We start from the raw sequence: 23,561 nt of genomic DNA on the forward strand, positions 1-23,561 counted from the left end.
GGATTTTCGGCGTGCTGAATTACGAAGACGTCATCGATGCGCCCATCGGAAAGCTCAAGACGGCGGCCGATGACTGGTCCGATATGGCCGGCCGGCTGGACACACTCGCCGTGGACGCCACGAACGGCATGAAGGCCAAGGCGGACAAGGCCGAGTGGGAGGGCGTGAACGCCGGGGTCACCAAGGCGTTCATCGGCAAGACCGCCAACGAGTTCAAGGATGCGGCGGCCGAGGCCAAGGGGGTCAAACAGATCCTGGCGGAGGCGTACACCGCCTTCAAGAAGGCCAAGGACGACCTGACGAACATCCGGGACCAGGAAGGGCCTGCCGCCGGCATACATGTCGACGCCAAGGGCAAGGTGACCGCCCGAAATCCGATCTCCGAGAACAACGCCGCGCGGCATGATCCGGACTTCGCGACCTACCTGCGCCAGGAACGGGAGAACATCGAGGCGTGGCAGAAGAAGATCGACGCCATTGTCGACAACTGTAACGACACCGACGTTTCTTTCCGCAACACGCTCGCAGCCAATATCTCCGACAGCAAGGACTTCAGCGCTCCCAAGTACCAGAACATGGACCAGGAGGAGGCCCACCGGGCTGCCGCCTACGCCGCCAAGGGGCGCGAAATCACGCACGCCGAGCTTGTGGCGATGAACGAGATCCTGAGGGACAACAAGAACTCCGTCGAGTTCTCCAAGACATTCTATGAAACCCTCGGCCCGGAGAAGTCGCTCGCATTCTTCGGTCAGCTCTCCACCGACACCCAAGAGTACGGGAAAGTGGACAAAGAGCGTCTCGCAGACGTTCAGGCGCTACAGAAGAATTTGGGGTTCAACCTCGCGAAGGCCTCGCACGACAAAGATTTCTCGGCCGATTGGGGGCCAGAACTCCGGAAGCTCGGAACCGAGAGAATACCGCTCGCCAAGTATGACAACAATGCACCTTTCGGCTATCAACTGCTCGGCGGGATCATGCGTTACGGGAACTACGACGCAAAGTTTCTCAATCCCATCGCCGAGCATGTGATGCAGGTGCATCAGAAAGAGCCCGATCTCTTCTACGGCTCGAAGTCAAACGGGTTGGACAAAAGTCCTTTCAACCCATCAGGCATCAACGGCGCCGGTTACGACCCCGTCGTCAGCATGCTGGAATCCCTTGGGCACAGCCCCCAGGCAGCGAAGGAATTCTTCTCCGCCGACCCGACCGCGTACAACATGGACGGCACGGACAACTCCGGTGCCACCGCCGGGCTGGGCAAGGACAAGGACGACAACAACATCACGAGTTACCTCGACTTCTTCCAGAACGAGGAATACGAGCCGTTCTACGACGTGCCTGGCCATGATCCCGACGAGGCCGCCAAGACGACGAAGTTCCTTCCGGACGCGCTGGGCAAGGCGTTGGAGTCAGCGACGACCGGTCACGCCTGGGACGACCCCACGCCGACCCTGAAGAGGGACGAGACCACCGCCGCCATCATGAAGGAAGTGATCGACTCCTACGGCACGGACTCGGATCTGCTGGATCGGCACGAATCGCTGAAGGACAGTCTCGGCCGTATGGGCGCCGCCTATATTGACGACCTGAACTACTCCACGTACAACTTCGGATCGGCCGGCGATGAACTTGGGCGCGACTCACTGTTCGCAAACAGCAGCGACGGTTCCCAGCGGACCGACTTCGGCGAGGCTGCGAGCCGCCGGTTCATGGGGGTGGTGGCAGCCGACGATGAGGGCTGGAAGTCGCTGTCATCAGCACAACAGATGTACGAGGCGAGTGGGCTGAAGGCATTCGGCGCCGAGCACCAGGAGGCCGCACTGATCTTCGGCTCGCATGGCGCGAAGGTACACGGAATCATCGACGAGTCCCGCATCGAAGGAATCCATCAACAGTTCAAGGGCGACGAAGAAGCCAAGAATCTCGAAATGGAAAAGAATGCCGAGTGGAGGAAGTTCGGAGTCAGTTCCGGCGTAGGGGCTGTCGTCGGTGTCGGCACCGCGGTGGTCCTGGGCCCCGCCGCAGGCGTTGTCGCCGCCACAGCGGTCCCCCTCGTCATGGATACCGTCAGCTCGGCCATTGACACCGGATACGCGGGTGACACACTGGAATATCTCAAGGACAAGGAGTACAGCAACGACGACGAGGCCTTGACCGGAATCGACAGATTCAAGAACGAAGGAGAACGCGGCGCCGTGACTCCGCTGCTCAACTATGCGGACGAGGTCGGCATGTCGGATTACGAGAAGCAGCAGCTTGCTGTGGATATCGAAACGTCCTACGGTAACGGCAAAACCGCGGCCGGCGATCAGGGGAGGGTCAAGTCATGACGTTGCGCAACTCAAGTCGGCTGTGGACTTTCGCGGTTCCGGTTGTCGTCGGCATTCTCCTGTCGGGATGCTCCAAGGGTCAGGACCGGGCGGAATCCCCGGAACTCGGCCGGTGCAAGTCGTTGCTCGGCGCCGAGAACGTGGAGGCGGCCGTGAAGGCGACGGGCGGAAACGATGTCGAGGTGAGCGGGACACCGCAGGCGGATGCACTGGCGGCTGCCCTCGTGAAGGAGGCCGAGAAGTGGCAGGAGTCCGATCTGATGCACACCTCCTACACCGGCTGCCGCCTGGACGCGTTCGAGGGGGATCAGCCGAGTGGCACCGTGGACGTGTCGGTGAAGTGGTCCGTGCTGTCACTCGAGTCGATGGACGATCCGAAGGCCGGCCGAACGTGGCGTCAGGTGAACGGGCTGGTGTACGTGGCACCGGAACCCGGCCCGGCCCGGATGCAGTTGGTCGCGGCATGTGCAGTGCCAGGAGCAGCTGCGTCGCAGTCGACCGGTCTGCCGCTCCAGTTCCAGGTGACGGGAGCGGATCTGGGGGCTGAGCTCCGGTGGGAGCTGCTGAGGACGTTCGCCCAATCGGTGACGGAGGAGATGGGGTGCACGACATCTCCTGTCATCCCCTCCGAACTGCCTGCCGCCGCGTGAGTGCTGGGGCGTAAGACTGGGCCGCTTCCCGGCTCCGGCCGGTGCGGAAACGGCAGAGGGCACGGTCTTCCCGGGACAGGGCATGGCAGACGGGCACCACGGCGAATCGTCACCGAGGGGCGTCGACTTGGCGAGGCCATGTGCTCCGGCGAAGCTACGTCGCACACGGCACGCCCCCTCACCCGTACCAGGCCGACCGGCCGCGTCACAGAGTCACAGAGTCACAGAGTCACAGAGTCACGCTACTCCGCAGCCGCCTGCTGGGGCCGTTCGGAGAAGCCAGCCCTGCGGGGGCCTCGCGGACGGGCATCGACCCCTCCGCGAGGCCGACGGGATACTGCCGGATGTCATCGCCCACCGGGGCCACTGCGCCCTCCGTCCCCCCGCGCAAGCCGCTTGAGTAGGCTCCCCTGGACAGGACATCGCTCGGGGGATCTTCATTCATGCAGACGCCGCGTCACACCTCCGCCCGACAGATCGGTCCGTACTTCGTCGTGACCCGGCTGGATCCGGCCGGACCGGACGCGATGCCCGTACCCGAGCGGCGCTACATCGCGCGCAGTGCGGACGGTAATTGCACGGTCCTGCTGAGCCTCCCGCTCGCCGACGCCGACCCCGAGCGGTTCCTCGTCGAGGCGCAGGCCGCCCGGACCCCACTCGGCCCATGGACCCCCGCGGTCACCGACTGCTCGACGCCCGGTCCGACTCCGTGGTGCGCACGTGCCTACGAGCCTGTGCTGCCTCTGCCGACCGTCCTGGCCGTCCATGGTGGCCCCTTGCCGGACGAGACGCTGCGCGCACTCGGTTCCTGCCTGGCGGAGACGCTCGTCGCCGCCCATTCCCGAGGGGCGACCCACGCAGGGCTCTCCCCCGCGGCCGTGCTGCTCGCCGGCGACGGCCCCCGGGTCACCTGTTCCGGCGCCGCCCGGACCGCCGCGCCGGACGGCAAGGCCCGGTCCGGACTCCCCGGGCTCGAGGCCGGCAGCCTGTCGCCCGAACAGGCCAGTGGCGGGCGCCCGCGTCCTCCCGGTGATGTCTACGCACTGGGCGCGGTCCTCGCGTACGCGGCCACCGGGCACACGGTTCCCGACCGCGAGGAGCTCCCCTTCCTGCTCCGCTCACTCGTGCCTGCCTGCCTGGCCCGAGACCCGGCCGCCCGGCCGCGCGCCATCGATGTCCTACAGGCGCTGGCCCCTTCCACGTCCGGCGCAGCTCCTTCCCCCACCGTCATCGATCCAGGATCGAGAGAGTTCCCCCTCCCTGGTCGTGTGATCGCGGCCCTCGCTCGCCAGTCTGCGGAGATCCTCGCCGCAGACCTCCCCCTGCCCCTCGGGGGCTGACCGTGCTCAAGCCCCTCCTCCACGACGATCCACACCTCATCGGTCCCTACCGGCTGGCAGCCCGGCTCGGCAGCGGCGGTATGGGCACGGTCTATCTGGCACGCTCGCCAGGCGGTCGCACGGTGGCGCTCAAGACCGTTCACGCGCACATCGCCGCAGACGCCACCTTCCGTACCCGCTTCCATCTCGAAGTGGACGCCGCCCGCGTCATCGGAGGTCTGCACGGCGCCCGGGTGTTCGATGCGGACCCGCTCGCCGGAACACCCTGGTTGGCCACGGAGTACGTCCTCGGCCCGCCCTTGGACGAGGCGGTTTCCCGTTGCGGTCCGCTTCCGGAAGCGGCGGTGCGTGCGGTGGGAGCGGCTCTGTGCGGCGCGCTCGGTCAGCTGCACAGCTCGGAGGTGGTGCATCGTGACCTGAAGCCGTCCAACGTCATGCTCAGCGCCTACGGCCCGAAGGTCATCGACTTCGGTATCGCCCGCGCCCTCGGTGACGACCGGCTCACCCGCACGGGAACCGCCGCCGGCACACCCGCGTACATGTCGCCGGAGCAGGCGAGCGGGCAGGAGCAGACGTCCGCCGGTGATGTGTTCGCCCTCGCAGGCGTCCTCGTTTTCGCTGCCACGGGCCACGGTCCTTTTGGCGGCGGGCAAGCCGCGGACCTGATCTACCGGGTGCGGTACGCGGACCCGGACCTCACCGGCGTACCGCACTCGCTTGCCCCACTGCTGGCCCGGTGCCTCTCCAAGGACGCGGCCCTGCGCCCGACTACCCAGCAGTTGGTCACGGAACTGCATGACGGTCATGGCGAGTTCGCGGACCATCTACCCGCCGAGGTGCTTACGGAGATCGCCCGCCTCTCGGCGGAGGTCTGGCAGTACAGCTCCCACCGCCTGCCTGCGCCACCGGAGCATGCAAACCCCCTGCCCGATCCGTCCCTACCACGCCGTGCAGGCATGTCCCGTCGTCGGCTCCTCGGCGTCGCAAGTCTGTCGGCGACAGCCGTGGGGGCGGGTGTCTGGGCTGGAGTGCACCTCCTTGGCGCAGACAAACCGGACGCTGTCGCGTCGCACGGACAGGCGGGACCGGGGAAACAGGATCTGCTCCGCCCCCTGTGGACGAACTACACCGCCAGGGCCCAGGACTACGGGACCCCGTTCTTCGTCGGCGATACCCCCGTAGTCATGGACATCAACCGTCTGGTGGGCCTCGACCCCGCAACGGGCAAGGACAGCTGGCACTCAATGTCGCTGTCGCCCCGCAACCAGGCTATTTCAGACGGATCCCGCATCTACTGTCTCGTCCTGGACAGCAAGGATCGTTTGTCGCTCCTCTCGCTCGGCAAATCCGGCGGGGCGGACCGCACGATCGTCACACTGCCCGACGTGAAGGCCCTGGGCTCCTCCACCACAGTCGCCGCTCTTCTGCACGCATCGAACGAGACGGTCTACCTCGCTGCCGGACGCAACGCAGAGCCGCACACCGAGGACTGGCATCTCCTCGCGGTGGACACCACATCGGGGAAAGTTCGCTGGCAGGCGCCGTTCGATGAGACGGAGAATCCCTCGTTCGAGATCGGCGTGTGGTTCGCCAAGACCGTCGGAGACGTGCTGGTCCTGGGCGGTGAGTTCGATCAGCTCAAGCTCCACGCATACGACAACCGCTCCGGTAAGCATCTCTGGTCGAGCGCAGTATCCGACTGGATGGACGAAACCACCGCACCGGTCACCACCGGCGCGGAACTCGCGGATGACGGCCGGCACATATACATCGGAGCGGGTCTCGTCCAGGCCATACGTGTATCCGACGGCACAGTCATCTGGGAGTTCGGCAACTTCCGCGACTTCGGAGATGCCTCGCCGCTGGCCACTCACTACGGAGCCCCCGCCATTCGGAAGGGAGTCGTGTACGCGGCAGAGCGCACAGGAGCAATCGTCGCCGTCGACACCCGGCGCGGCGAACTGCTGTGGGAGACCCCCGCACCCGAGGAGAACGCACCTCTCCTTGCCGCACCGCCCGTACTCAACTCGTCCTACCTCTACTACACGGGCAAGGCGGGACTCGGAGCGATCGACCTGCGTACCCATGCGCACGTACGGACTCAGGCGGCATCTTTGCGACGTCTCGCGACTGATCCTCATAACCGCATGATCATCGGGGTCGGCGAGGAGAGAGTCACGGCCCTGCGCATGAAATAGAGAAGTCGACCCATCGCTTGATACACCCGGCCCCCGAGGAACCCCATGAAACCGCTCAGCATCGGAGATCCCCTTCGGATCGGCCCCTATCGCCTTCTCGGTGTCCTCGGCGAGGGTGGGATGGGCAAGATCTATCTCGGGCAGGACAGCCTCGGCGGTTGCGCCGCTGTGAAGGTTCTCCGCACCGAGATGTCATACGACCAGAACCTGACACAGCGCTTCGTACGCGAGGCATGGACCGCCCGGTCCGTCACCAGCACCGGTGTGGCCAGGGTGCTGGATGCGCAGACCGAGGACGGGCGTCCCTGGATCGCCAGCGAGTTCTTGGTCGGTCCCACCCTGGACGAGGCTGTCAGCCTTCACGGTCCGCTCGACGACATGATGGTGCGCACCCTGGCCGCCGACCTCGCCCGCGCTCTGGGGGACATCCACGCCGCGGGGCTCGTACACCGTGACGTGAAACCGGCGAATATCGTGATGACGTCGGACGGCCCCCGGGTCATCGACTTCGGCATCGCCCGGCCGGAGCACGGGCTCACCCTGACGACTACGGGAGAGATTCCCGTCACTCTCGGGTACGGTGCGCCCGAACAGGTACTGGGCCGGCGGGTGGGCCCAGCCGCCGACGTCTTCTCCCTGGGTGCCGTGCTGGTGTACGCCGCGACCGGGCAACGCGCTTTCGGAGGAGGTCACATCGCTGCGGTCCAGTACGAAGTGGTGCATGGACAACCACAGTTGCAACAGGTGCCCGAGACGCTTCGCGCACTCATCGCCCCCTGCCTCGCCAAGGAGGTCGGTCTGCGCCCGAACCCCGGCCAGATCGCAGCCGCTTTCGCACCCGCGCGCGGCACGGGGGATTTCTGGCGACAGGGTCGTCTCGGCGCGGTGATCGACCGGCACCATGCGGAGGTACACCGCCTCGTCCCTGCGGCAGCCGGTCCAACCTCGCGTCCGGGCCGGGCCCGACGCCGGTTCCTGGCCGCGCTCGCTTTCGGAGGGGCAGCGCTCACCGTGGGCGGTGGTACGGCGGCATGGCAGTTCAAGGACGGCTGAGCCCGGTACGTCGCCGGTCGGCGATGAGCAGCGGAACCGCGACGGCAAGGCAGATCAGGCCAGCCGCACACACGCCGAGGGAGACCAGGAAGGCAGTGCCGCGGTGGTCGGTCTCAGCGAATGCTGCCGGTGTGGTTGCTCCGGCACCACTGCCCACGCCGGGCTGCGCATCAGGCGTCTCGACGAGATCAGGGAGCGGGTAGGTGTCAGCTGGTCCCGAGTCACCCGGAGTCTTCAGCGCGATCCGGGGGCGGACCGCCCCGTAGCCGACGTAGTCGTTCCGCACGGCACCGCTCTTGGGAGCGCCGGCCGTGTTCAGCAAGACGCGCAGAACCTGGTAGTTGGTCCAATCCGGGTGCTTGGCCCAGATCAGCGCGGCGGACGCCGCGGTGACGGCTGTAGCCACGGCCGTACCGCTGGTTGTACAGAGACCCTCGTGCTCAGCGCATGCGCTGAGCACGTCCTCACCGGGAGCACTGAGTGTCACCTCGGGACCGACTGCGGACGATTTGAGGGCTGTCGCGTCCTTTCTCAGAGCAGCGACTCCGGTGACGCCTGGAATCGCTGCCGGGTTCTTCACCGGCCGTTTCGGAAATTCGGAGTCACCTACAGCAGCGAAGATCAATTTCCCCTTGGACAGAGCGTAAATCACGGCTTCATTCACTGCCCCACCACCACTCAGAATGGCAGTTACCGAGATGCTGATTATTTTCGCTTCCGAGTCCGCCGCATACCGGATAGCGGGCACCAAGTCACTATTGACCGCTATCGACCGCTCGCCGGAATCCGGGGTTTCGGTTCCGTCCGATACTTTCAGGGGAAGGATCTTCGCGCCGGGAGCGAGCCCGTACGCACTTTCCCTGCCGCCCGCCCCCTTCCCGGTTCCGGCTATCACAGCGGCGGCCGTGGTGCCTGCTTCGTCGTGCTCCCCGGCAACCCCGTCGGTGAAATCCTTGCCTTCGAGGAGTCGCCCGGCCAGCTCGGGCACCTCGCGCACCCCGGTATCGATGACGGCGACGATCACGCCTTCGCCGGTGCTCGTACGCCACATCGTTTCCGCCTGCATTGCGCCGAGGTGCCACTGCCGGGACAGGACGGTGGCAGCAGACCCTGTGGTGGCCGAGGCGCCGACCAGCAAGAGTGCCAGCCCGGCAGGGAGACCCGTCCGGCGCCACGACCGTCGGCGGCCCCTGACACCCTCGCACCGATCACGCAGCATCCTCATCGGGTGGGCCCGCCACCCCGGCTCGGAGGGCCGGGGTGCGGCGAGCGGGGATCCTGGGCACCCGGCGGCGGAGCATAGGACGGGTGCGCAGGCTGCGGGGACTGGGGCTGCTGGTACGGGGGTGGAGAGTGGGGCTGCTGGTGCGCGTACGGCGGCGGGGCCGAGGCGGCTGCCGTTCGACGGCGGGAGCGGATGGCCGCGAAGGCAACAGCGACACCGGCGAGCACCGCCGCACCGACGCCCACACCGATCCAGAGCCCAGTATTGACCCCGTCGTCGTCGGCCGGAGCCGCGGCATCCGGCTTGCCGCTCTCCTCGGAACTGCTGCCTTCCTTGGACGGCTCGGCGGCGGGAGCCGGGGACGCCGCTGCGGCAAGGTCGGGGAGCGGGTACTCGTCCGCGGGGCCGGGGTCACCCGGGGTCTTCAGGGCGATGCGGGGACGGACGATCCCGTAGCCGATGTAGTCCGTGCGCTCGTCGCCACTGATCGGGCCACCGGCCGTGTTGAGCATGACGCGCAGAACCTGATTGTTCGTCCAATCGGGGTGCTTGGACCAGATCAGGGCAGCGGATGCGGAGACGATGGCGGTGGCATCGCTGGTACCGCTGCTCTTGCACAGCTGAGTACCCCCACTGCAGGTGTGGACCATGTCCACACCCGGGGCGGCCAGGTCGACCTGCGGACCATATTGAGAGGACTTGGCCCTCTTGAGGTCCTTCCCGATCGCCCCAACACCGACGACACCAGGTGTTCCGGCCGGGTACTCGATCGCGTTTCCCTCATCAGCGCTGTTCCCTGCGGCTGCGAAAACGAGCGACCCCTTGCCCAGGGCGTACTTCACGGCATCCGTGAGACGTTGCGATCCCACATTTTTACCGAGAGAGATATTAATTACTTTGGCACCGTTGTCAGCCGCAAAACGAATCCCTACAGACACATCGTCGTTGAAATTTTCATCCCCTGTCGCCCCATTGACTTTTCCGAAGTTATCCCTCACGCGAATGGGGAGAATTTTACTCGACGGCGCTAGCCCAAAGGCACCGCCCCCACCGCCGGAATCGCCCGTCCCGGCGATGAGACCAGCCATCCCGGTCCCGTGATTGCCGTAATCGGTGTGCTCATCACCTGGAGAGTCTGCCGCCAGGTCTTTCCCTTTGAGTACACGCCCTCGGAGATCAGGGGTTGACGCATCGACACCTGAATCAATAACGGCAACGGTAACGTTTTCTCCCGTACTCGACGCCCGCATCTGGTCGGCCTGCATCACGTCCAGGTGCCACTGCCTCGCACGTACAGAATCCGCGGACACAGGGCTGGCGCCCACCAGTAGCGACGCCGCTACCGCGGATACGACGGTTCCACGACGGATGACCGCTGCACTGCTGGTACGCATCCCATTCCCTCTGTCTGTTTTCCTGCTACTCAGTCGATCACTGGTGGGACAACCCGTCGGCTGCCCTGCTGCCACGTCTCTTCGTCCTCGACGAGATAGTCCAGCCGTTCACGGTCGTCACGGCGCGGTTCCCCGGCGCGCTGAGGGGTTGCCGCTCCGCCGCGCCCCATCTGACCGGCAGCACGACTGCCGTCGCCCGCTGCCACGCCCCGCACCAGACCGGTGCCTCCAGGAGTGAACGGGCGTACAGATGTCCGTCCTGGCTGCTGTGGACGACCTCCCACCATGCCCCCGGTCTCCCCTGCAAGTCGGCGGCCACCCACCATTCCGCTCTGGCCACCGCTCCCGAATCCGCCCATGCCCGCGCCGTGCCCCATCGCTCCACGGCCGGCGTGCGTACCCTCGCCACCGATCACGGTGCCACGAGGAAGGCCCCCCGCAGGCCGCCCGGACGTCTGCGCGACCGGACGGCCACCGACAATCCCATCGTCTCGGGCCGGGCGACCGACCGGGCTCACACCCGTACTCCCGTTGCCCACAGACATCGGTGGACGAGTGACCCCGGTCGTCCTCCCGCCGCCGCTCGTCGTCTGAGGCGGCCCTCCCCCGATGACGGGCGGCAGAACGGCAGGCGTATTGAGGAATCCATCGGGCTTGCCCGGCCCCGGAGTTACGGACGGACCCACCACAGGATTTGACGGAGCCGTCGGCGGCAGCGTCGCAACACTGTCGATCTCCATATCCACCGGAGGCCGCACCACGCCGGCGACCGGTGCCGTCACGCTCGCGTGCGTGGACGACGGCGCTGTCACGCTGCCCACCGCTCCGTGACCGCCCACAGACGTCGAGGAGCTTCCAGCATGGGCACCGACAGCTCCCCCGGCCGATCCCCCGCCGGACATGTGTTCGTTGGTGTCGCTCTTCTCGGCCAACGTGTCCGGCGCGATCACCCGCGGCGGTGGCGGAAACTCAGGCTTTTCCAGCTTGCCGAAGCCTTCGACCGACTGGGAGTACGTCTGGGAGAGCTTCCTCATCTCCGCAGCCGCCACGTCCCGTTCCTCTGTCAGCTTCCGCACCAGAGCTGTGGCATCCGGGTCGTTGGGGGTCTGGAGGGCAGCCTTCATGTTCGCCTCCGGATCCCCCTGGGGGCGCGGTGTCGCCGCCTTGGCCAGCGCGATCGCGTCAGCCGCGTGGCTCAGCTGCGTCGACGCCCCCCTGCTGTACAGACCGAGACGCAGCGTCGCATTGGCCAGGTCCGCGCTCCAGGTGCGGAACGACTCTGCCCCCTGTCCCTTCCATTCCACCATCTGTGGACGGATCTTCAGTTCCTCACCGACCTTGTCGATCTCCTTCGCGGCGCTCTCCAAGCGATCGGCCACAGCCTTGACGGCCTCGCTGTTGGCCTGATCCAGCCACGCAACCAGCTGCGCGTGGGACATGCCCTCGAACGATGTCGTACTCATCCCGCTCCCCCGTTCATACCAGCGATCGCCAAGTGATCTTCATCGCCGTCATGCAGATCCGGTCTCCTTCGTCGGCGAAGGCTGGGGAGTCGTCGTGGGCTGCCCACCGCCCTGCTTACCCTCGTTCGGAACCGGGTTGTACTCACCCTCGTAGTGCTCCTCCGCGCCTCGCTTGATGGCGAGCATGCGGTCACGGATGTCATCGTCCAGGTTCTCGTAGCCTGTGTGCGCCGCCAGGACCGCGATACCCAAACCCTCTATGGAATCCGACAGCAGCTTCGAGAGGGTTTCCAGCTCCGTAATGACGTTCTGGTACGAGCTATACAAACCGGACGCCTCTGCCCACGCAGGATCGCCGAACTGAGTCTCACCGATGGCGACTTCGCCCAGCTTCTTCGCGTCTGCCGGAGAGGCCTTCAGGTCGCGGAGGAGGCCGTCGATGCGGTCGCGGAACTTGGTGAACGACGAGAGTTCGGTGAACAGTTCGCTCGCGACGCCCGGGGAGATCGCCCCGGCTGCTCCTATCGCACCGATGACGCCCCATGAGTACGCCGGTGATTCCGCCCCCGGATCGTTCTTCCCCACAGTGCCCTCCCCCGTTCGGCAACAGCCGTTCACCGCTTCGAGGTTCACCTTAGCCAGCGGCGGTGACACTGTGCATCTCCGGGTTGCATCTGCAACCCGGAGATGCAACGGATCACGCCATCCGTGCCGGGCTCAGGAGTTGGGGGCCGCCACCGCCGCCTGGGGTCTGATGGGGAGGCGGTTTATCGGGCGGCCGGTGGCTGCGCGTACGGCTGCGGCCACGGCTGCCGGGGACGTCACCACGGGGACCGCCGAGGCGGGCTTGGCGCCGAAGGGGGCCACCACGTCGCGTTCTTCGATGAGTTTGACGATGCGAATTTCGGGTGCGTCCAGGGCGGTCGGGAGCGCGTAGCCCGTGAGGTCGGGGTGGCGGATCAGGCCGCGGGCGCTGCGGAGGTTCTCGGTGAGGGCGGCGCCGATGCCCTGGGTGATGCCGGCCTCGATACGGGTCGCCAGCTGGGACGGGTTGAGGATCCGGCCGACGTCCTGGGCGATCGCCATCTCGACGACCCGGACGGAGCCGAGCTCGATATCGACGTCCACCACCGCGCGGATCGCGCAGAAGGCGAGGCCGACGAAGGCGTCGCCCTGGCCGTTCTCGTCGAGGGGTTCGGTCGGGTGGGGGCGGCACTGGGCGGTGGCCCAGAGTTCCTTGCCGTCCATCGCTTCCGTGACCGTCGTGGACAGCACACCGTCGTACGAAGTGATCTTGCCGTCGGCGATCTGCAGCAGCTCCGTGGACATGCCGAACTTGTGGGCCAGGGGCTGGAGGAGCTGGGTGCGGACCATCTTGGCGGCGCGTTCCACCGCCCCGGCCGAGACCCAGGTGTGGCGGCCGTGCGTCGCCGGGCCCGCCGGGGGCTGGTCGGTGTCGACGGACGCCACGTGGACCTCTTCGATGCCCAGGGTCTCCTGGACGACCTGGCGGGCGAGGGTCGAGAAACCCTGGCCCGTCTCGACCGCCGCGCAGATGACCGTGGCGATGCCGTCGTGGACCCTGACCGTGGCCGTGGAGACCTCGTCGGCGCCCTCGGCGCCGAGCATGTGGACCATGCCGAGCGCGTAGCCGACCCCCCGGCGCACCGCACCGGGTTCGCCCGCGCCCTCGGGCCCGCCGGGGAGCAGCCAGTCGTCCTCCGGGGCGTCCTTGGGGAGGGCGGGGAGGGGGAAGTCCCGTACGGAGGTGAGAAGTTCGGAGACGGGTGCGGGGCAGGTCACCGTCTGACCGGTGGGCAGGATGTCGCCGGTGGACAGGGCGTTGCGCAGGCGCAGTTCGGCCGGGTCGATGCCGAGCTTGGCGGCCAGCTTGTCCATCTGGCCCTCGTACGCGGCGCAGACCTGCATCGCGCCTTCGCCCCGGACGTGGCCGGACGGCGGGTTGTTCGTACGGACGGCCCAGCCCTCGATGAACGCGTGCGGGACGACGTACGGGCCGCAGGCGAACGCGACAGCGGCGGCCAGCGACTCGGACGAGGAGTCGGCGTACGCGCCCGCGTCGAGCAGGATCTGCGCCTCGACCTTCACCAGCCGCCCGTCGGCGTCCGCGTGGTGGCGGTAGCGCAGCAGCGTCGGGTGGCGGTGGGAGTGGCCGAGGAAGGACTCCTCGCGGGTGGCGGCCAGTTTGACCGGGCAGCCGGTGCGCAGTGCGAGCAGGCCGAGCGGAAGCTGGAATCCGGGGTCCTCGCGGTCGCCGGTCGCGCCGGGGACACCCGTGACGACGACCTTCACCCGGTCCGGTTCGAGGCCGAAGCAGGCGGCGGCGAGATCGCGGTCGGTGTGCGGGTCGGTGGAGGCGGTGTAGATCTCCACGCCGCCGTCGGGGCGGGGCACGGCGAGCCCGGCCTCGGCGCCGATCGGGGCCGGGTCCTGACGGCCGATGCGGTACAGGCCCTCGACGACGACCTCGCCGGTGACGTCCGGGTCTCCGTAGCGCAGCGGGATGTGGCGGATCAGATTGCCGTCGGGGTGCAGCGGTTCAGCGGCGAAGGCCTTCTCCGGGTCGGTGACCGGTTCGAGGATCTCGTACTCGACGGCGATGGCCGCGGCGGCGAGCCTGGCCGTGTCGGGGTGGTCGGCGGCGACCGCGGCGATCGGCTCGCCGTGGTGGCGGACCAGGTCGGACGCGAAGACCGGGCGGTCGACGACCCTGCGGCCGTACGCGGCCTCCCCCGGGATGTCCTCGTGCGTGATGACGGCCCGTACCCCCGGCATCTCGCCGGCGGCCGAAGTATCGATGGACAGGATGCGGGCGTGCGGGTGCGGGGAGCGGAGGACGGCCGCCCAGAGCAGGCCCTCGGCCCAGAGGTCGGCGGCGTACGGGAAGGTGCCCTCGGTCTTGGCGCGCGCGTCGGCGGGCAGCAGCGAGACGCCGAGGCCGAGCGCGGGCGGCTCGGTGTCGGGGCCCTCGGTCGCCGGGGTGGTGATCCGTGTGCTGGTCGCGTTGGCAGCGGTGGCTGCGTCGTTGCTCACGCCATGCCTCCGTCCTGCGGGTGCGACTGGACGCTACCGGCGCCGGGGGCCGCCTGGTGCGGGATGCGGGCCTCGTCGGACTCCGGGGACGGGGAGTCCGACGAGGCGGGGTCGATGGTCGCCTCGCGGCCTGCGACGACCTCGTTGACGGCGTCCAGGACACCGCGGTAGCCGGAACAGCGGCAGAGGTTTCCGCAGAGCGCCCGGCGCGTCTCCAGTTCGCTGGGGGCGTGGTTGCCCTCCAGCAGGTCGTGGACGGTCATGGCCATACCGGGGATGCAGAAGCCGCACTGGACGGCACCGCACTTGGCCAGGGCGCGCTGGACGTCGGACGGCTCGCCGTCCACGGCGAGGCCCTCGACCGTACGGACCTCGCTGCCGGCCGCGGTCGCCGCGGGGACCAGGCAGGAGGCGACCAGCCGGCCGTCCACCTGGACGTTGCACGCGCCGCACTCGCCCTGCGAGCAGCCGTCCTTGGCGCCGGCGAGGCCGAGGCGCTCGCGGAGCACGTACAGGAGCGACTCGCCGATCCAGGCGTCGGTGACGGGGCGGTCGGCGCCGTTCACGTGCAGGACGTAGGAGGCGGCGGGGTGCTCGTCGGGGATGCCCAGCGGGCCGGACTCGAGCGGCTGGGAGCCGGATTCGAGCGGTTGGGAGTGCGGGGAATCGGCTTCGACCGGCTGGGATTCCAGGGGCGGGGCGGAGGCCGTGTCGGGCTCGGACGCCGGTGCCGTGTCGGCCGGCGGTGCCGACGTGGCCGACGTGGCCGACGTGGCATCGGAAACGATGTCGGGAGCGACGCCCTGCGCGTGCGATTCGTCGTGGACCGTCTCCGGCGACTGCCCGGCCGGGTGCTGCTCCGGCGCGGTCTCCGCGGGGTGCTCGGAGAGAGCGTCGCCCAGGGCGGAGTCGGGAGCTACGGCGTCAGGAGCTACGGCGTCAGGGGCCGTCTCGGGTACGGGGGCGACCTCGGCGGGCTCCGTCGACGGGGCCGCCTCGGGGGCCGGTACTGCCTCGGGGGCCCGCAGGGCCTCCTCGTACGCCGCGGACGATGCCTCATCGGGCGCCTGCTCGAGCTCGGCTCCCGGCGCGTGCTCCGGCTCGATGTCCGCCAGGGGGGCCGGCTCCGCCGCAAGCTCTATCTCGGTCTGGGCCTCGGGCTCGGGACCGGGCTCGGGCTCCGGGGCCGGCTGCTGCGTCGCCCACGGCGCGGGCGCGCCGCCCGGCAGCGTGGCCGGCGGGGTCCGGTCCCCGTACCACTGGGCCGCCAGGGCCGAGGCCGCGAACTCGCCGGACTCCTCCGGGAGATCGCCGTCGGCGACCGGAATCGTCCACTGGCCGGTGTGGCCGCCATGCCCGGCGTGGTCGACCTGAGCGGTCTGGTCGGCCTGAGCGGTGTGGACGCCGAACTCCGTGGACTCGGTGAAGTTCCACTGGCCCGTGGCCGCCGGCGTCTCCCGGTACTGCTCCTGCGAGAACGGGTCGTGCGGGGCCTGCTGCGGGACCTGAGGGGCGTCAGGAGCCTGCGGGTACTCGTAGTCGTACGTCGCCTGCTGCTGGTTCGGGTCGGGCCAGTGCACCGCCTCGGGGGGCTGCTCCGCGCCCGTACCGCGCTCCTGCTGGCTCTGCGTCTGCACGACCCAGCTGCCCGTGGCCGACGGGTCGAGCCCGGCCGCGGGTGTCAGCGGCAGGATCATCGGCGGTACGTAGCCCTGGCCGGGGGCGGCCAGCGGGATGTTCGCCAGGTCCTCCGGCGGCAAGTGGACGAAGGCGGTCGCCTCGGCGTCGTACTCGCCGCCCTGCGGCGTCGGCTGCCAGCCCCCGTGCTGCAGGTGCTCCTGCTGCCCGTGCTGATCGTTGTGGTCCTCGTTGCTCACGACAGTGCCCTCCCCAGCGCGCGTCGGGCCAGCGCGGCGACGGTCCGCCGCAGATGCAGTACGGCGGGGGGCAGCGGTGGTGCCTCTCCCCCGTCGGCGGGCGGTGCCTGGTCCGGGATGCAGGCCGCGGCGACGTACTCGCCGAAGGCGGCCAGCGCGTCGGGGGCCAGACCCCGTTCACCGTCCCAGTCGATCAGCGAGGCGATCCAGCGTTCGGCCTCCAGCGGACGCAGCGGCATCGGCGCGATGGCGCCGACCGCGCAGCGCACCCCGCGCCGGGCCGGGTCGAGGACGATCGCGACGGATGCGGTGGCGCGGCCGGGACCGGTGCGGCCGGTGGCCTTCAGGAAGACCTGGGGGGCGTGCAGCAGCGGTACCCGGACGAAGCCGATGAGTTCGGCGGGTTCGAGCATGTCGCGGCCGGCCAGCAGGTGCGAGACCGGGATCTCGCGGCGGGCGCCGTCCGGGCCCGCGATGACCAGCTCGGCCTCCAGCGCGGCGAGCACCGGCAGGGTGTCGCCGGTCGGGGCCGCGGTGGCGATGTTGCCGCCGAGCGTGCCGGCGTTACGGATCTGGGGCGGGCCCGCGGCGCGTGCCGACGCGGCCAGAGCGGGGATGAGGGCGGCGAAGTCGGGCCGCCCCATGCGTGCGTGGGTGAGGCCGGCGCCGAGCAGGGCGTGGCCGTCCTGGTAGTGCCAGCCGCGCAACTCGCTGATCCGGCCGAGGCCGACCAGGCCCGAGGGCCGCAGCAGCCCCTTGTTGACGGCCGACATCAGGTCTGTACCGCCTGCCACGGGAACGGCGGCGGGCATGGCGCTGAGCGCCGCCACGGCCTCGTCTAGCGAGGCCGGCAGCGTCACGGACTGCGTCGCCTGCGGTGCGTGCGTGGTCAACCCAGCTGCCCCTTCCCGGTGTCCCGGCTGTCCGGCTGTTTCGCCGTACGGTACGTGCTCAAAGCCTGGACGTGGCAACTCTGGCACATCTTCGGATCGGACCGACGCGAGGGTCCGCGAAGGGCGCATCCATCCCCGATCAGGGGAATGTTCCCGTTTCACCCCGCTTCGGCGCAGAGTGCGAATTGCAACTTTTCGGTAGGTCTTGTTGGTGATTGCTCTGTTCTGGTACCTCGTTGCGGTGTCCCGGTTCCGGCGTTCCGATCCGACGCCCGATCCGGCCTTCCGTTCCGGCAGGGCGAGTTCCGGACAAAAAACTGCCGGCCGGCACGCCCCCTCGGAGCGCACCGACCGGAGACCGGGTGCGGCCGGGATCACACGTTCGGGGGCACTCCGTCGATGGGTCGTCCCAGTACGCCGGGGCGCTGCTGCCGGGGCAACGGGCCGCCCGGCGGCCGGTAGTCGACGCCGAGGGCGTCAAGTCGGGCGTAGTGCGTGGTCATTCGGCGTTCGAAGTCGGCGAAGTCCCGCTCGGCGGAGGTGGGCAGCGGCGACCAGGCGACCTCCGCGAACGCCGCGAGGCGCGGGAAGACCTGGTAGTCGACGCGGGCCCGGTTCTGCATCACCTCGGTCCAGACATTGGCCTGGGTGCCCAGGATGTGACGGGCAGCCTCCTCGGAGAGGCCCGCCGGTACGGGCTCGAAGCGGTAGACGTCCTCCAGGGTGCGGACGAAGCCGATGGGCATCGGCTCGTCCGGGCCGCCGTCCTGACGGTGATCCAGGTACACGTGCTGCTCCGGACACATGACGACGTCGTGGCCGGCCTCGGCGGCGGCGATGCCTCCGGCGTACCCCCGCCAGGACGACACGGCGGCGCCCGCCGCGAGGCCGCCCTCCAGGATCTCGTCCCAGCCGATCAGCCGGCGCCCGCGCGCGGTGAGCCAGGTGTCGAAGTGCCGGATGACCCAGGACTGCAGCTCGTCCTCGTTGGCCAGGCCGAGTTCGCCGATCCGGGCCTGGGCGACCGGCGACTCCTTCCACTGGTCCTTGCGGCATTCGTCGCCGCCGATATGGATGAACGGCGAGGTGGCGGCGGGGAAGAGGTCGAGCACCTCTTCGAGGACGCCTTCGAAGAAGCGCAGGGTGTTGTCAGTGGGGGCGAGTACGTTCGCGTTGATGCCCCAGGTGTCCCAGACGGAGAGGGTGGTGGTGTCGATGACGTCGGTGTTGCCCAGTTCGGGGTACGCGGCGATGGCGGCCTGCGAGTGGCCCGGGATGTCGATCTCGGGGACGACGCGGATATGCCGCTCGGCGGCGTACGCGACGATCTCGCGGATGTCGTCCTGCGTGTAGTAACCGCCGTGCGGGGTCTCGTCCCACAGCTCGGACGCCCGGTGGCCGTGCTTCGTACGGGACCGCCAGGAGCCGACCTCGGTGAGCCGCGGGAAGCGCTTGATCTCGATGCGCCAGCCCTGGTCGTCGGTGAGGTGGAAGTGGAAGACGTTCAGCTTGTGCGCGGCGAGGAGGTCGAGATAGCGCAGGACGTCGTCCTTGGGCAGGAAGTGCCGTGCCACGTCGAGCATCATGCCGCGCCAGGGGAAGCGGGGGCTGTCCTCGATGTCCGTGAAGGGGATCGCGCGCCGTGTGCCGGGGCTGACGGGTGCCCGGCGGAAGGCTTCGGGGCCCAGGAGCTGACGGAGGGTCTGCGCGCCCCAGAAGACCCCGGCGGGGCTGCCCCCGGTGATCTCGACGCTCTCGCCGGTTCCGGTGCTCAGCCGGTAGCCCTCCGGTTCCAGTGCCGGGTCGATGCCCAGCCGGACGGTGTTCGTGGCGTGTTCGCCGCCCGGGGCGAGCGGCAGGCCGAAGGCGGCGCCGAGCGTGGCGCGCAGCCAGCATTCGGTGTTCTCCGTGCCGGGGGCCGCCGTGATGGTGGTGGACGGGTCGAACAGGAAGCCGTCCCGTCCTTCACCACCGGCGCGCACGGGTGCCGGGACAATGTGCGCGGGCGCGGGCGCGGGCGCCGGGGCCATGTCTTTGTCCGTGTCCATGGCGTTCAGTCCTTTACCGCTCCGCCGAGTCCCGAGACCAGGCGGCGCTGTACGAGTACGAAGAAGACCAGCACGGGAATGGTCATCACCGTCGAGGCTGCCATGATCCCTCCCCAGTCGTTCTCATCGGGTTTGAAGAAGACCAGCAGCGCCACATCGGAAGCGTCGACTGGGAGGTGTCGCTGATGAGGAACGACTTCGCGAACAGGAAGTCGTTCCAGGTCGAGATGAACGAGAAGACGCTGGTCACCACCAGACCGGGGAAGACCAGCGGGAAGAGGATCTGCCACAGGGAAGCGGGTGCGGCTCGCGCCGTCGATGCAGGCGGCCTCCTCCAGCGCCTCCGGCACGGCCTTGACGAAGCCGCGCAGCATCCAGATCGCGAACGGCAGCGAGAAGGCGAGGTGCGGCAGGATCAGCGAGCCGAGCGTGTTCAGCTGGCCGAAGTCCCTCATCAGGGAAGAACAGCGGGATGGTCAGCGCCTCGACCGGCACCATCTGCGCGACCAGGAACATGATCAGCAGCGTGGTGCGGAAGCGGAACTTGAACCGGGTCACGGCCGTCGCCGCCAGGAAGGCGATCAGCGCGGAGACGATGACGACCGTTCCGGCGACGAGCAGGCTGTTGAGGAAGTACCGCCCGAAGTCGTTCTGTTCGAAGACCCGGCGGAACGAGTCCAGGGACGGCGACAGCGTCCAGGGGCGGGGGTCGGTGGACTGGATCTCGCCGGCCGGTTTGAGCGCGAGAGCACCATCCGGCGGTGTCGGTGTTGCCGTACTCGATGAGGTCCGGGGCGCTCTCGGGGTCGTTGAAGGCCGCCTTGATGCGCTGCGCCCGGGTGTCGACCGGTATGTACTCGATCTCGACCTTCGCGCCCTCGTGGGCCTTCCTGAAGTCGGCGACCGCCGCGTCGACGACCTGCTCCTTGGGCTTGTTGCCGACTTCCTGGAACAGCCAGACACGCAGCGTGCCGGTCTTCTCGTCCCCCTTGGCTCCGGTGCCGGAGGTCTGCAGCGCGCAGGCGGCGGCGGTGAGACCCGCCAGCACAAGCGCCGCGGCCGGGGCGGCAATTCGGACAGACAGCTTCATCCGGGAACCCCTACCGATAGGCGTTGCAACATACGCAACGTGCGTTCCGTTCTGCACAACTGGCAGGAGAGTAGGTGCGCACACAGACGCCGACAAGTGGTCTCTACCACTCTGTGACCCGGTGAAGCAGTCCGCGCAACGCAAAGGGCCCCCGGGGCGCGCGCCTACGCGCGCCCCGGGGGCCCGAAGCAATGTCGCCGGACGGGCTCCGGACTACTTCTTGTCCTTGCCGCCCTTGCCCTTGTCCTTGTCGCCACCGGCGCCCATGGACTCGTAGATCTCCTTGCACATGGGACAGACCGGATACTTCTTGGGGTCGCGCCCCGGTACCCAGACCTTCCCGCACAGTGCGACCACGGGGGTGCCCTCCAGGGCACTCGCCATGATCTTGTCCTTCTGGACGTAATGGGCGTAGCGCTCGTGGTCGCCGTCGCCGTTCGACACCTGCGGCGTCGGCTCCACGAGGGTTCCGGTACCTGCCCCGCGCTCGGGCTCAAGAGTGCTCATAACCGCCAAGGGTACCGACAGCCCGGAGCTTCAGTTCAGCGAAGGGTCGTCCGGATACGTGGCGATCATCGCCAGTTCGCTGCGCTGACGGCGCAGGACCGCGCGCCAGAGGTGCTCCGGGCGCGGGGAGGAGACGTCCCCGGGTTCGGACTCGACCACGTACCAGGCGCCCTCGGTCAGTTCGGTCTCCAGCTGCCCCGGGCCCCAGCCCGCGTACCCGGCGAAGATCCGCAGCGAGCCGAGCGCCGCGGCCAGCAGCTCCGGCGGCGCCTCCAGGTCCACCAGACCGATCGCCCCGTACACCCGGCGCCAGCCGAGCGGCCCCTCGTCGCCCGGGATGACGGCCACGCCGAGCGCCGAGTCGAGCGAGACCGGGCCGCCCTGGAAGACGACGTCCGGCTCACCGGTCAGGCCGGCCCAGGGCGTGAGGATGTCACCGACGCCGACCGGGGTCGGGCGGTTCAGGACCACGCCGAGTGAGCCCTCCTCGTCGTGGTCGAGGAGCAGCACCACCGCGCGGTCGAAATTCGGGTCCGCGAGCGCGGGTGTGGCCACGAGCAGTCGCCCTGTGAGCGAGGACACCTCGGTCATGGCAGAAATGATCCCGCATCTTCGCCCCCCGCGGGGACCAAGTGGGCCGCCCGGTCGCCGGGTGGGACGGAGCGCAGCTCAGGGCGCACAGGTGCACGGGGAGCGCGCCCTCCGGAGGACCATGCGGACGGTAACCCTCCGCAAGACCTGGGGAGCAGAGCGTGTTGTGGCGGATTCATGACGTTCGTACACCCCCCGTTCTCTTACGGAATGGGGGTAGTGGGCCATTACTCTTTCGTTTGGCCCCCTGCCCGACCACTCCGGAACGCGAGATTCATGACCGGCACAGACGATGTCCTGCTTGTCCACGGCGGAACCCCGCTCGAGGGCGAGATCCGCGTCAGAGGCGCCAAGAACCTGGTGCCGAAGGCGATGGTCGCCGCGCTGCTCGGCAGCGGGCCCAGTCGGCTGCGCAATGTGCCCGACATCCGCGACGTGCGGGTGGTCCGGGGGCTGCTGCAGCTGCACGGTGTGACGGTCCGCCCCGGTGACGAACCGGGCGAGCTGATCCTGGACCCGACCCATGTGGAGAGCGCGAACGTCGCCGACATCGATGCCCACGCGGGTTCGTCGCGCATCCCGATCCTCTTCTGCGGCCCGCTGCTGCACCGGCTCGGCCACGCGTTCATCCCGGGGCTCGGCGGCTGCGACATCGGCGGCCGGCCGATCGACTTCCACTTCGACGTGCTGCGGCAGTTCGGCGCGACCATCGAGAAGCGGGCGGACGGGCAGTACCTGGAGGCCCCGCAGCGGCTGCGCGGCACGAAGATCCGGCTGCCGTACCCGTCGGTGGGCTCCACCGAGCAGGTGCTGCTGACGGCCGTGCTCGCCGAGGGCGTCACCGAGCTGTCCAACGCGGCCGTGGAGCCGGAGATCGAGGACCTCATCTGCGTACTGCAGAAGATGGGCGCGATCATCTCGATGGACACCGACCGGACGATCCGGATCACCGGTGTCGACCGGCTGGACGGTTATACGCACCGGGCGATCCCGGACCGCCTGGAGGCGGCCTCCTGGGCGTCCGCGGCGCTGGCCACCGAGGGCAACATCTACGTACGGGGCGCACAGCAGCGCTCGATGATGACGTTCCTCAACACCTTCCGCCGGGTCGGCGGCGCCTTCGAGATCGACGACGAGGGCATCCGCTTCTGGCACCCGGGCGGCGCGCTGAACGCCATCGCCCTGGAGACGGACGTGCACCCCGGCTTCCAGACCGACTGGCAGCAGCCGCTGGTGGTGGCCCTGACGCAGGCCACGGGCCTGTCCATCGTCCACGAGACGGTGTACGAGTCGCGGCTCGGATTCACCTCCGCGCTCAACCAGATGGGCGCGCACATCCAGCTCTACCGCGAGTGCCTGGGCGGCTCCGACTGCCGCTTCGGCCAGCGCAACTTCCTGCATTCGGCGGTCGTGTCCGGGCCGACGAGGCTGCAGGGCGCGGACCTGGTCATCCCGGACCTGCGCGGCGGTTTCTCGTACCTGATCGCCGCGCTGGCGGCGCAGGGCACGTCGCGGGTGCACGGCATCGACCTGATCAACCGCGGCTACGAGAACTTCATGGAGAAGCTGGAGAAGCTGGGCGCGAAGGTGGAGCTGCCGGGCGGGGCGCTGGTCTGAGACCGGGCGCCGGGCGGCTGCTGACGGGGGTTCGGGGCGCTGCCCCGGGCCCCCGTTCGTCGTTTCCTGAGCGTTCCCGAGGCGTTCCCGGGGCATTTCCGGGGCATTTCCGGGGCTCGGGCAGGCCCGGCCGGGGCGCAGGGCGGGCCGCAGAAGCCCAGAACGGGGCCTCTCGGGCCGGTACACCGAAGGGCGGTCACCCTGGTGGGGTGACCGCCCTTCGTCGCGCCT

At 68.8% G+C, this 23,561-nt stretch carries 15 protein-coding genes and 3 pseudogenes; 6 read left to right on the top strand and 12 right to left on the bottom strand.

Annotated elements, in window-relative coordinates; all coding sequences use genetic code 11:
* Positions 1-11: 11 nt before the first annotated feature.
* The 5 genes and pseudogenes from OG978_RS15840 to OG978_RS15860 form a co-directional block, all read left to right on the top strand.
* Positions 12-2,330: a hypothetical protein gene (locus OG978_RS15840; protein WP_326765851.1), complete on the top strand. Its 2,319-nt coding sequence runs from the start codon at positions 12-14 to the stop codon at positions 2,328-2,330.
* The gene (locus tag OG978_RS15845) at positions 2,327-2,980 is read left to right on the top strand and encodes a hypothetical protein (RefSeq protein WP_326765852.1); all 654 of its coding nucleotides are present in this window, start codon (positions 2,327-2,329) and stop codon (positions 2,978-2,980) included. Before OG978_RS15840 ends, OG978_RS15845 begins: the two co-directional genes overlap by 4 nt.
* Positions 2,981-3,423: 443 nt before the next feature.
* Positions 3,424-4,320: a serine/threonine protein kinase gene (locus OG978_RS15850; protein WP_326765853.1), complete on the top strand. Its 897-nt coding sequence runs from the start codon at positions 3,424-3,426 to the stop codon at positions 4,318-4,320.
* A gap of 2 nt (positions 4,321-4,322) precedes the next feature.
* Complete coding sequence (locus tag OG978_RS15855) at positions 4,323-6,518, top strand: protein kinase domain-containing protein (protein ID WP_326765854.1); 2,196 nt, start codon at positions 4,323-4,325, stop codon at positions 6,516-6,518.
* Positions 6,519-6,563: 45 nt separating this feature from the next.
* Positions 6,564-7,553: pseudogene (locus OG978_RS15860) on the top strand (serine/threonine-protein kinase); the annotation flags it as partial.
* Between the two features lie 4 nt (positions 7,554-7,557).
* On the opposite strand, the gene OG978_RS15865 reads toward OG978_RS15860, so the two are convergent.
* The 12 genes and pseudogenes from OG978_RS15865 to OG978_RS15920 all read right to left on the bottom strand — a co-directional run bounded on the left by OG978_RS15865 (position 7,558) and on the right by OG978_RS15920 (position 21,713).
* Positions 7,558-8,595 carry a S8 family serine peptidase gene (locus tag OG978_RS15865; protein WP_326765855.1) on the bottom strand — a complete coding sequence of 346 codons (1,038 nt, stop codon included), beginning with the start codon at positions 8,593-8,595 and terminating at the stop codon, positions 7,558-7,560.
* 197 nt (positions 8,596-8,792) lie between these two features.
* Positions 8,793-10,190, bottom strand: coding sequence for a type VII secretion-associated serine protease mycosin (gene mycP, locus OG978_RS15870; RefSeq protein ID WP_326765856.1), 1,398 nt, complete (start codon positions 10,188-10,190; stop codon positions 8,793-8,795).
* Between the two features lie 29 nt (positions 10,191-10,219).
* On the bottom strand, positions 10,220-11,653 hold the full coding sequence (locus OG978_RS15875) for a WXG100 family type VII secretion target (protein WP_326765857.1): 1,434 nt from the start codon (positions 11,651-11,653) through the stop codon (positions 10,220-10,222).
* Between the two features lie 48 nt (positions 11,654-11,701).
* Complete coding sequence (locus OG978_RS15880; protein WP_326765858.1) at positions 11,702-12,286, bottom strand: hypothetical protein; 585 nt, start codon at positions 12,284-12,286, stop codon at positions 11,702-11,704.
* Positions 12,287-12,370: 84 nt separating this feature from the next.
* Positions 12,371-14,707, bottom strand: a complete 2,337-nt coding sequence (locus OG978_RS15885; RefSeq protein ID WP_326765859.1) for a xanthine dehydrogenase family protein molybdopterin-binding subunit — start codon at positions 14,705-14,707, stop codon at positions 12,371-12,373.
* Positions 14,704-16,584 carry a 2Fe-2S iron-sulfur cluster-binding protein gene (locus tag OG978_RS15890; protein WP_326765860.1) on the bottom strand — a complete coding sequence of 627 codons (1,881 nt, stop codon included), beginning with the start codon at positions 16,582-16,584 and terminating at the stop codon, positions 14,704-14,706. Before OG978_RS15890 ends, OG978_RS15885 begins: the two co-directional genes overlap by 4 nt.
* On the bottom strand, positions 16,581-17,477 hold the full coding sequence (locus OG978_RS15895; protein WP_326765861.1) for an FAD binding domain-containing protein: 897 nt from the start codon (positions 17,475-17,477) through the stop codon (positions 16,581-16,583). The genes OG978_RS15890 and OG978_RS15895 overlap by 4 nt, the downstream gene beginning before the upstream one ends.
* Before the next feature lie 374 nt (positions 17,478-17,851).
* Positions 17,852-19,525, bottom strand: coding sequence for a beta-N-acetylhexosaminidase (locus OG978_RS15900; RefSeq protein ID WP_326765862.1), 1,674 nt, complete (start codon positions 19,523-19,525; stop codon positions 17,852-17,854).
* A 5-nt stretch (positions 19,526-19,530) separates the two neighbouring features.
* Positions 19,531-20,269: pseudogene (locus tag OG978_RS15905) on the bottom strand (carbohydrate ABC transporter permease); the annotation flags it as partial.
* Positions 20,270-20,276: 7 nt separating this feature from the next.
* Positions 20,277-20,615 (bottom strand): annotated as a pseudogene (locus OG978_RS15910) (ABC transporter substrate-binding protein); the annotation flags it as partial.
* A 213-nt stretch (positions 20,616-20,828) separates the two neighbouring features.
* The gene (locus OG978_RS15915; protein WP_072484142.1) at positions 20,829-21,122 is read right to left on the bottom strand and encodes a DUF3039 domain-containing protein; all 294 of its coding nucleotides are present in this window, start codon (positions 21,120-21,122) and stop codon (positions 20,829-20,831) included.
* Between the two features lie 30 nt (positions 21,123-21,152).
* Complete coding sequence (locus OG978_RS15920) at positions 21,153-21,713, bottom strand: YqgE/AlgH family protein (protein ID WP_326765863.1); 561 nt, start codon at positions 21,711-21,713, stop codon at positions 21,153-21,155.
* Between the two features lie 276 nt (positions 21,714-21,989).
* On the opposite strand from OG978_RS15920, the gene murA reads away from it, so the two are divergent.
* Positions 21,990-23,330 carry a UDP-N-acetylglucosamine 1-carboxyvinyltransferase gene (murA, locus tag OG978_RS15925; RefSeq protein ID WP_326765864.1) on the top strand — a complete coding sequence of 447 codons (1,341 nt, stop codon included), beginning with the start codon at positions 21,990-21,992 and terminating at the stop codon, positions 23,328-23,330.
* Positions 23,331-23,561: the final 231 nt, after the last annotated feature.

The organism is Streptomyces sp. NBC_01591 (assembly GCF_035918155.1).
Lineage (GTDB): Bacteria > Actinomycetota > Actinomycetes > Streptomycetales > Streptomycetaceae > Streptomyces.

Coding starts and splice junctions, on each gene's coding strand:
- OG978_RS15850 (WP_326765853.1), top strand. CDS start 3,424: ATGCAGACGCCGCGTCACACCTCCGCCCGACAGATCGGTCCGTACTTC.
- OG978_RS15915 (WP_072484142.1), bottom strand. CDS start 21,122: ATGAGCACTCTTGAGCCCGAGCGCGGGGCAGGTACCGGAACCCTCGTG.
- OG978_RS15900 (WP_326765862.1), bottom strand. CDS start 19,525: ATGGACACGGACAAAGACATGGCCCCGGCGCCCGCGCCCGCGCCCGCG.
- OG978_RS15920 (WP_326765863.1), bottom strand. CDS start 21,713: ATGACCGAGGTGTCCTCGCTCACAGGGCGACTGCTCGTGGCCACACCC.
- murA (WP_326765864.1), top strand. CDS start 21,990: ATGACCGGCACAGACGATGTCCTGCTTGTCCACGGCGGAACCCCGCTC.
- mycP (WP_326765856.1), bottom strand. CDS start 10,190: ATGCGTACCAGCAGTGCAGCGGTCATCCGTCGTGGAACCGTCGTATCC.
- OG978_RS15845 (WP_326765852.1), top strand. CDS start 2,327: ATGACGTTGCGCAACTCAAGTCGGCTGTGGACTTTCGCGGTTCCGGTT.
- OG978_RS15875 (WP_326765857.1), bottom strand. CDS start 11,653: ATGAGTACGACATCGTTCGAGGGCATGTCCCACGCGCAGCTGGTTGCG.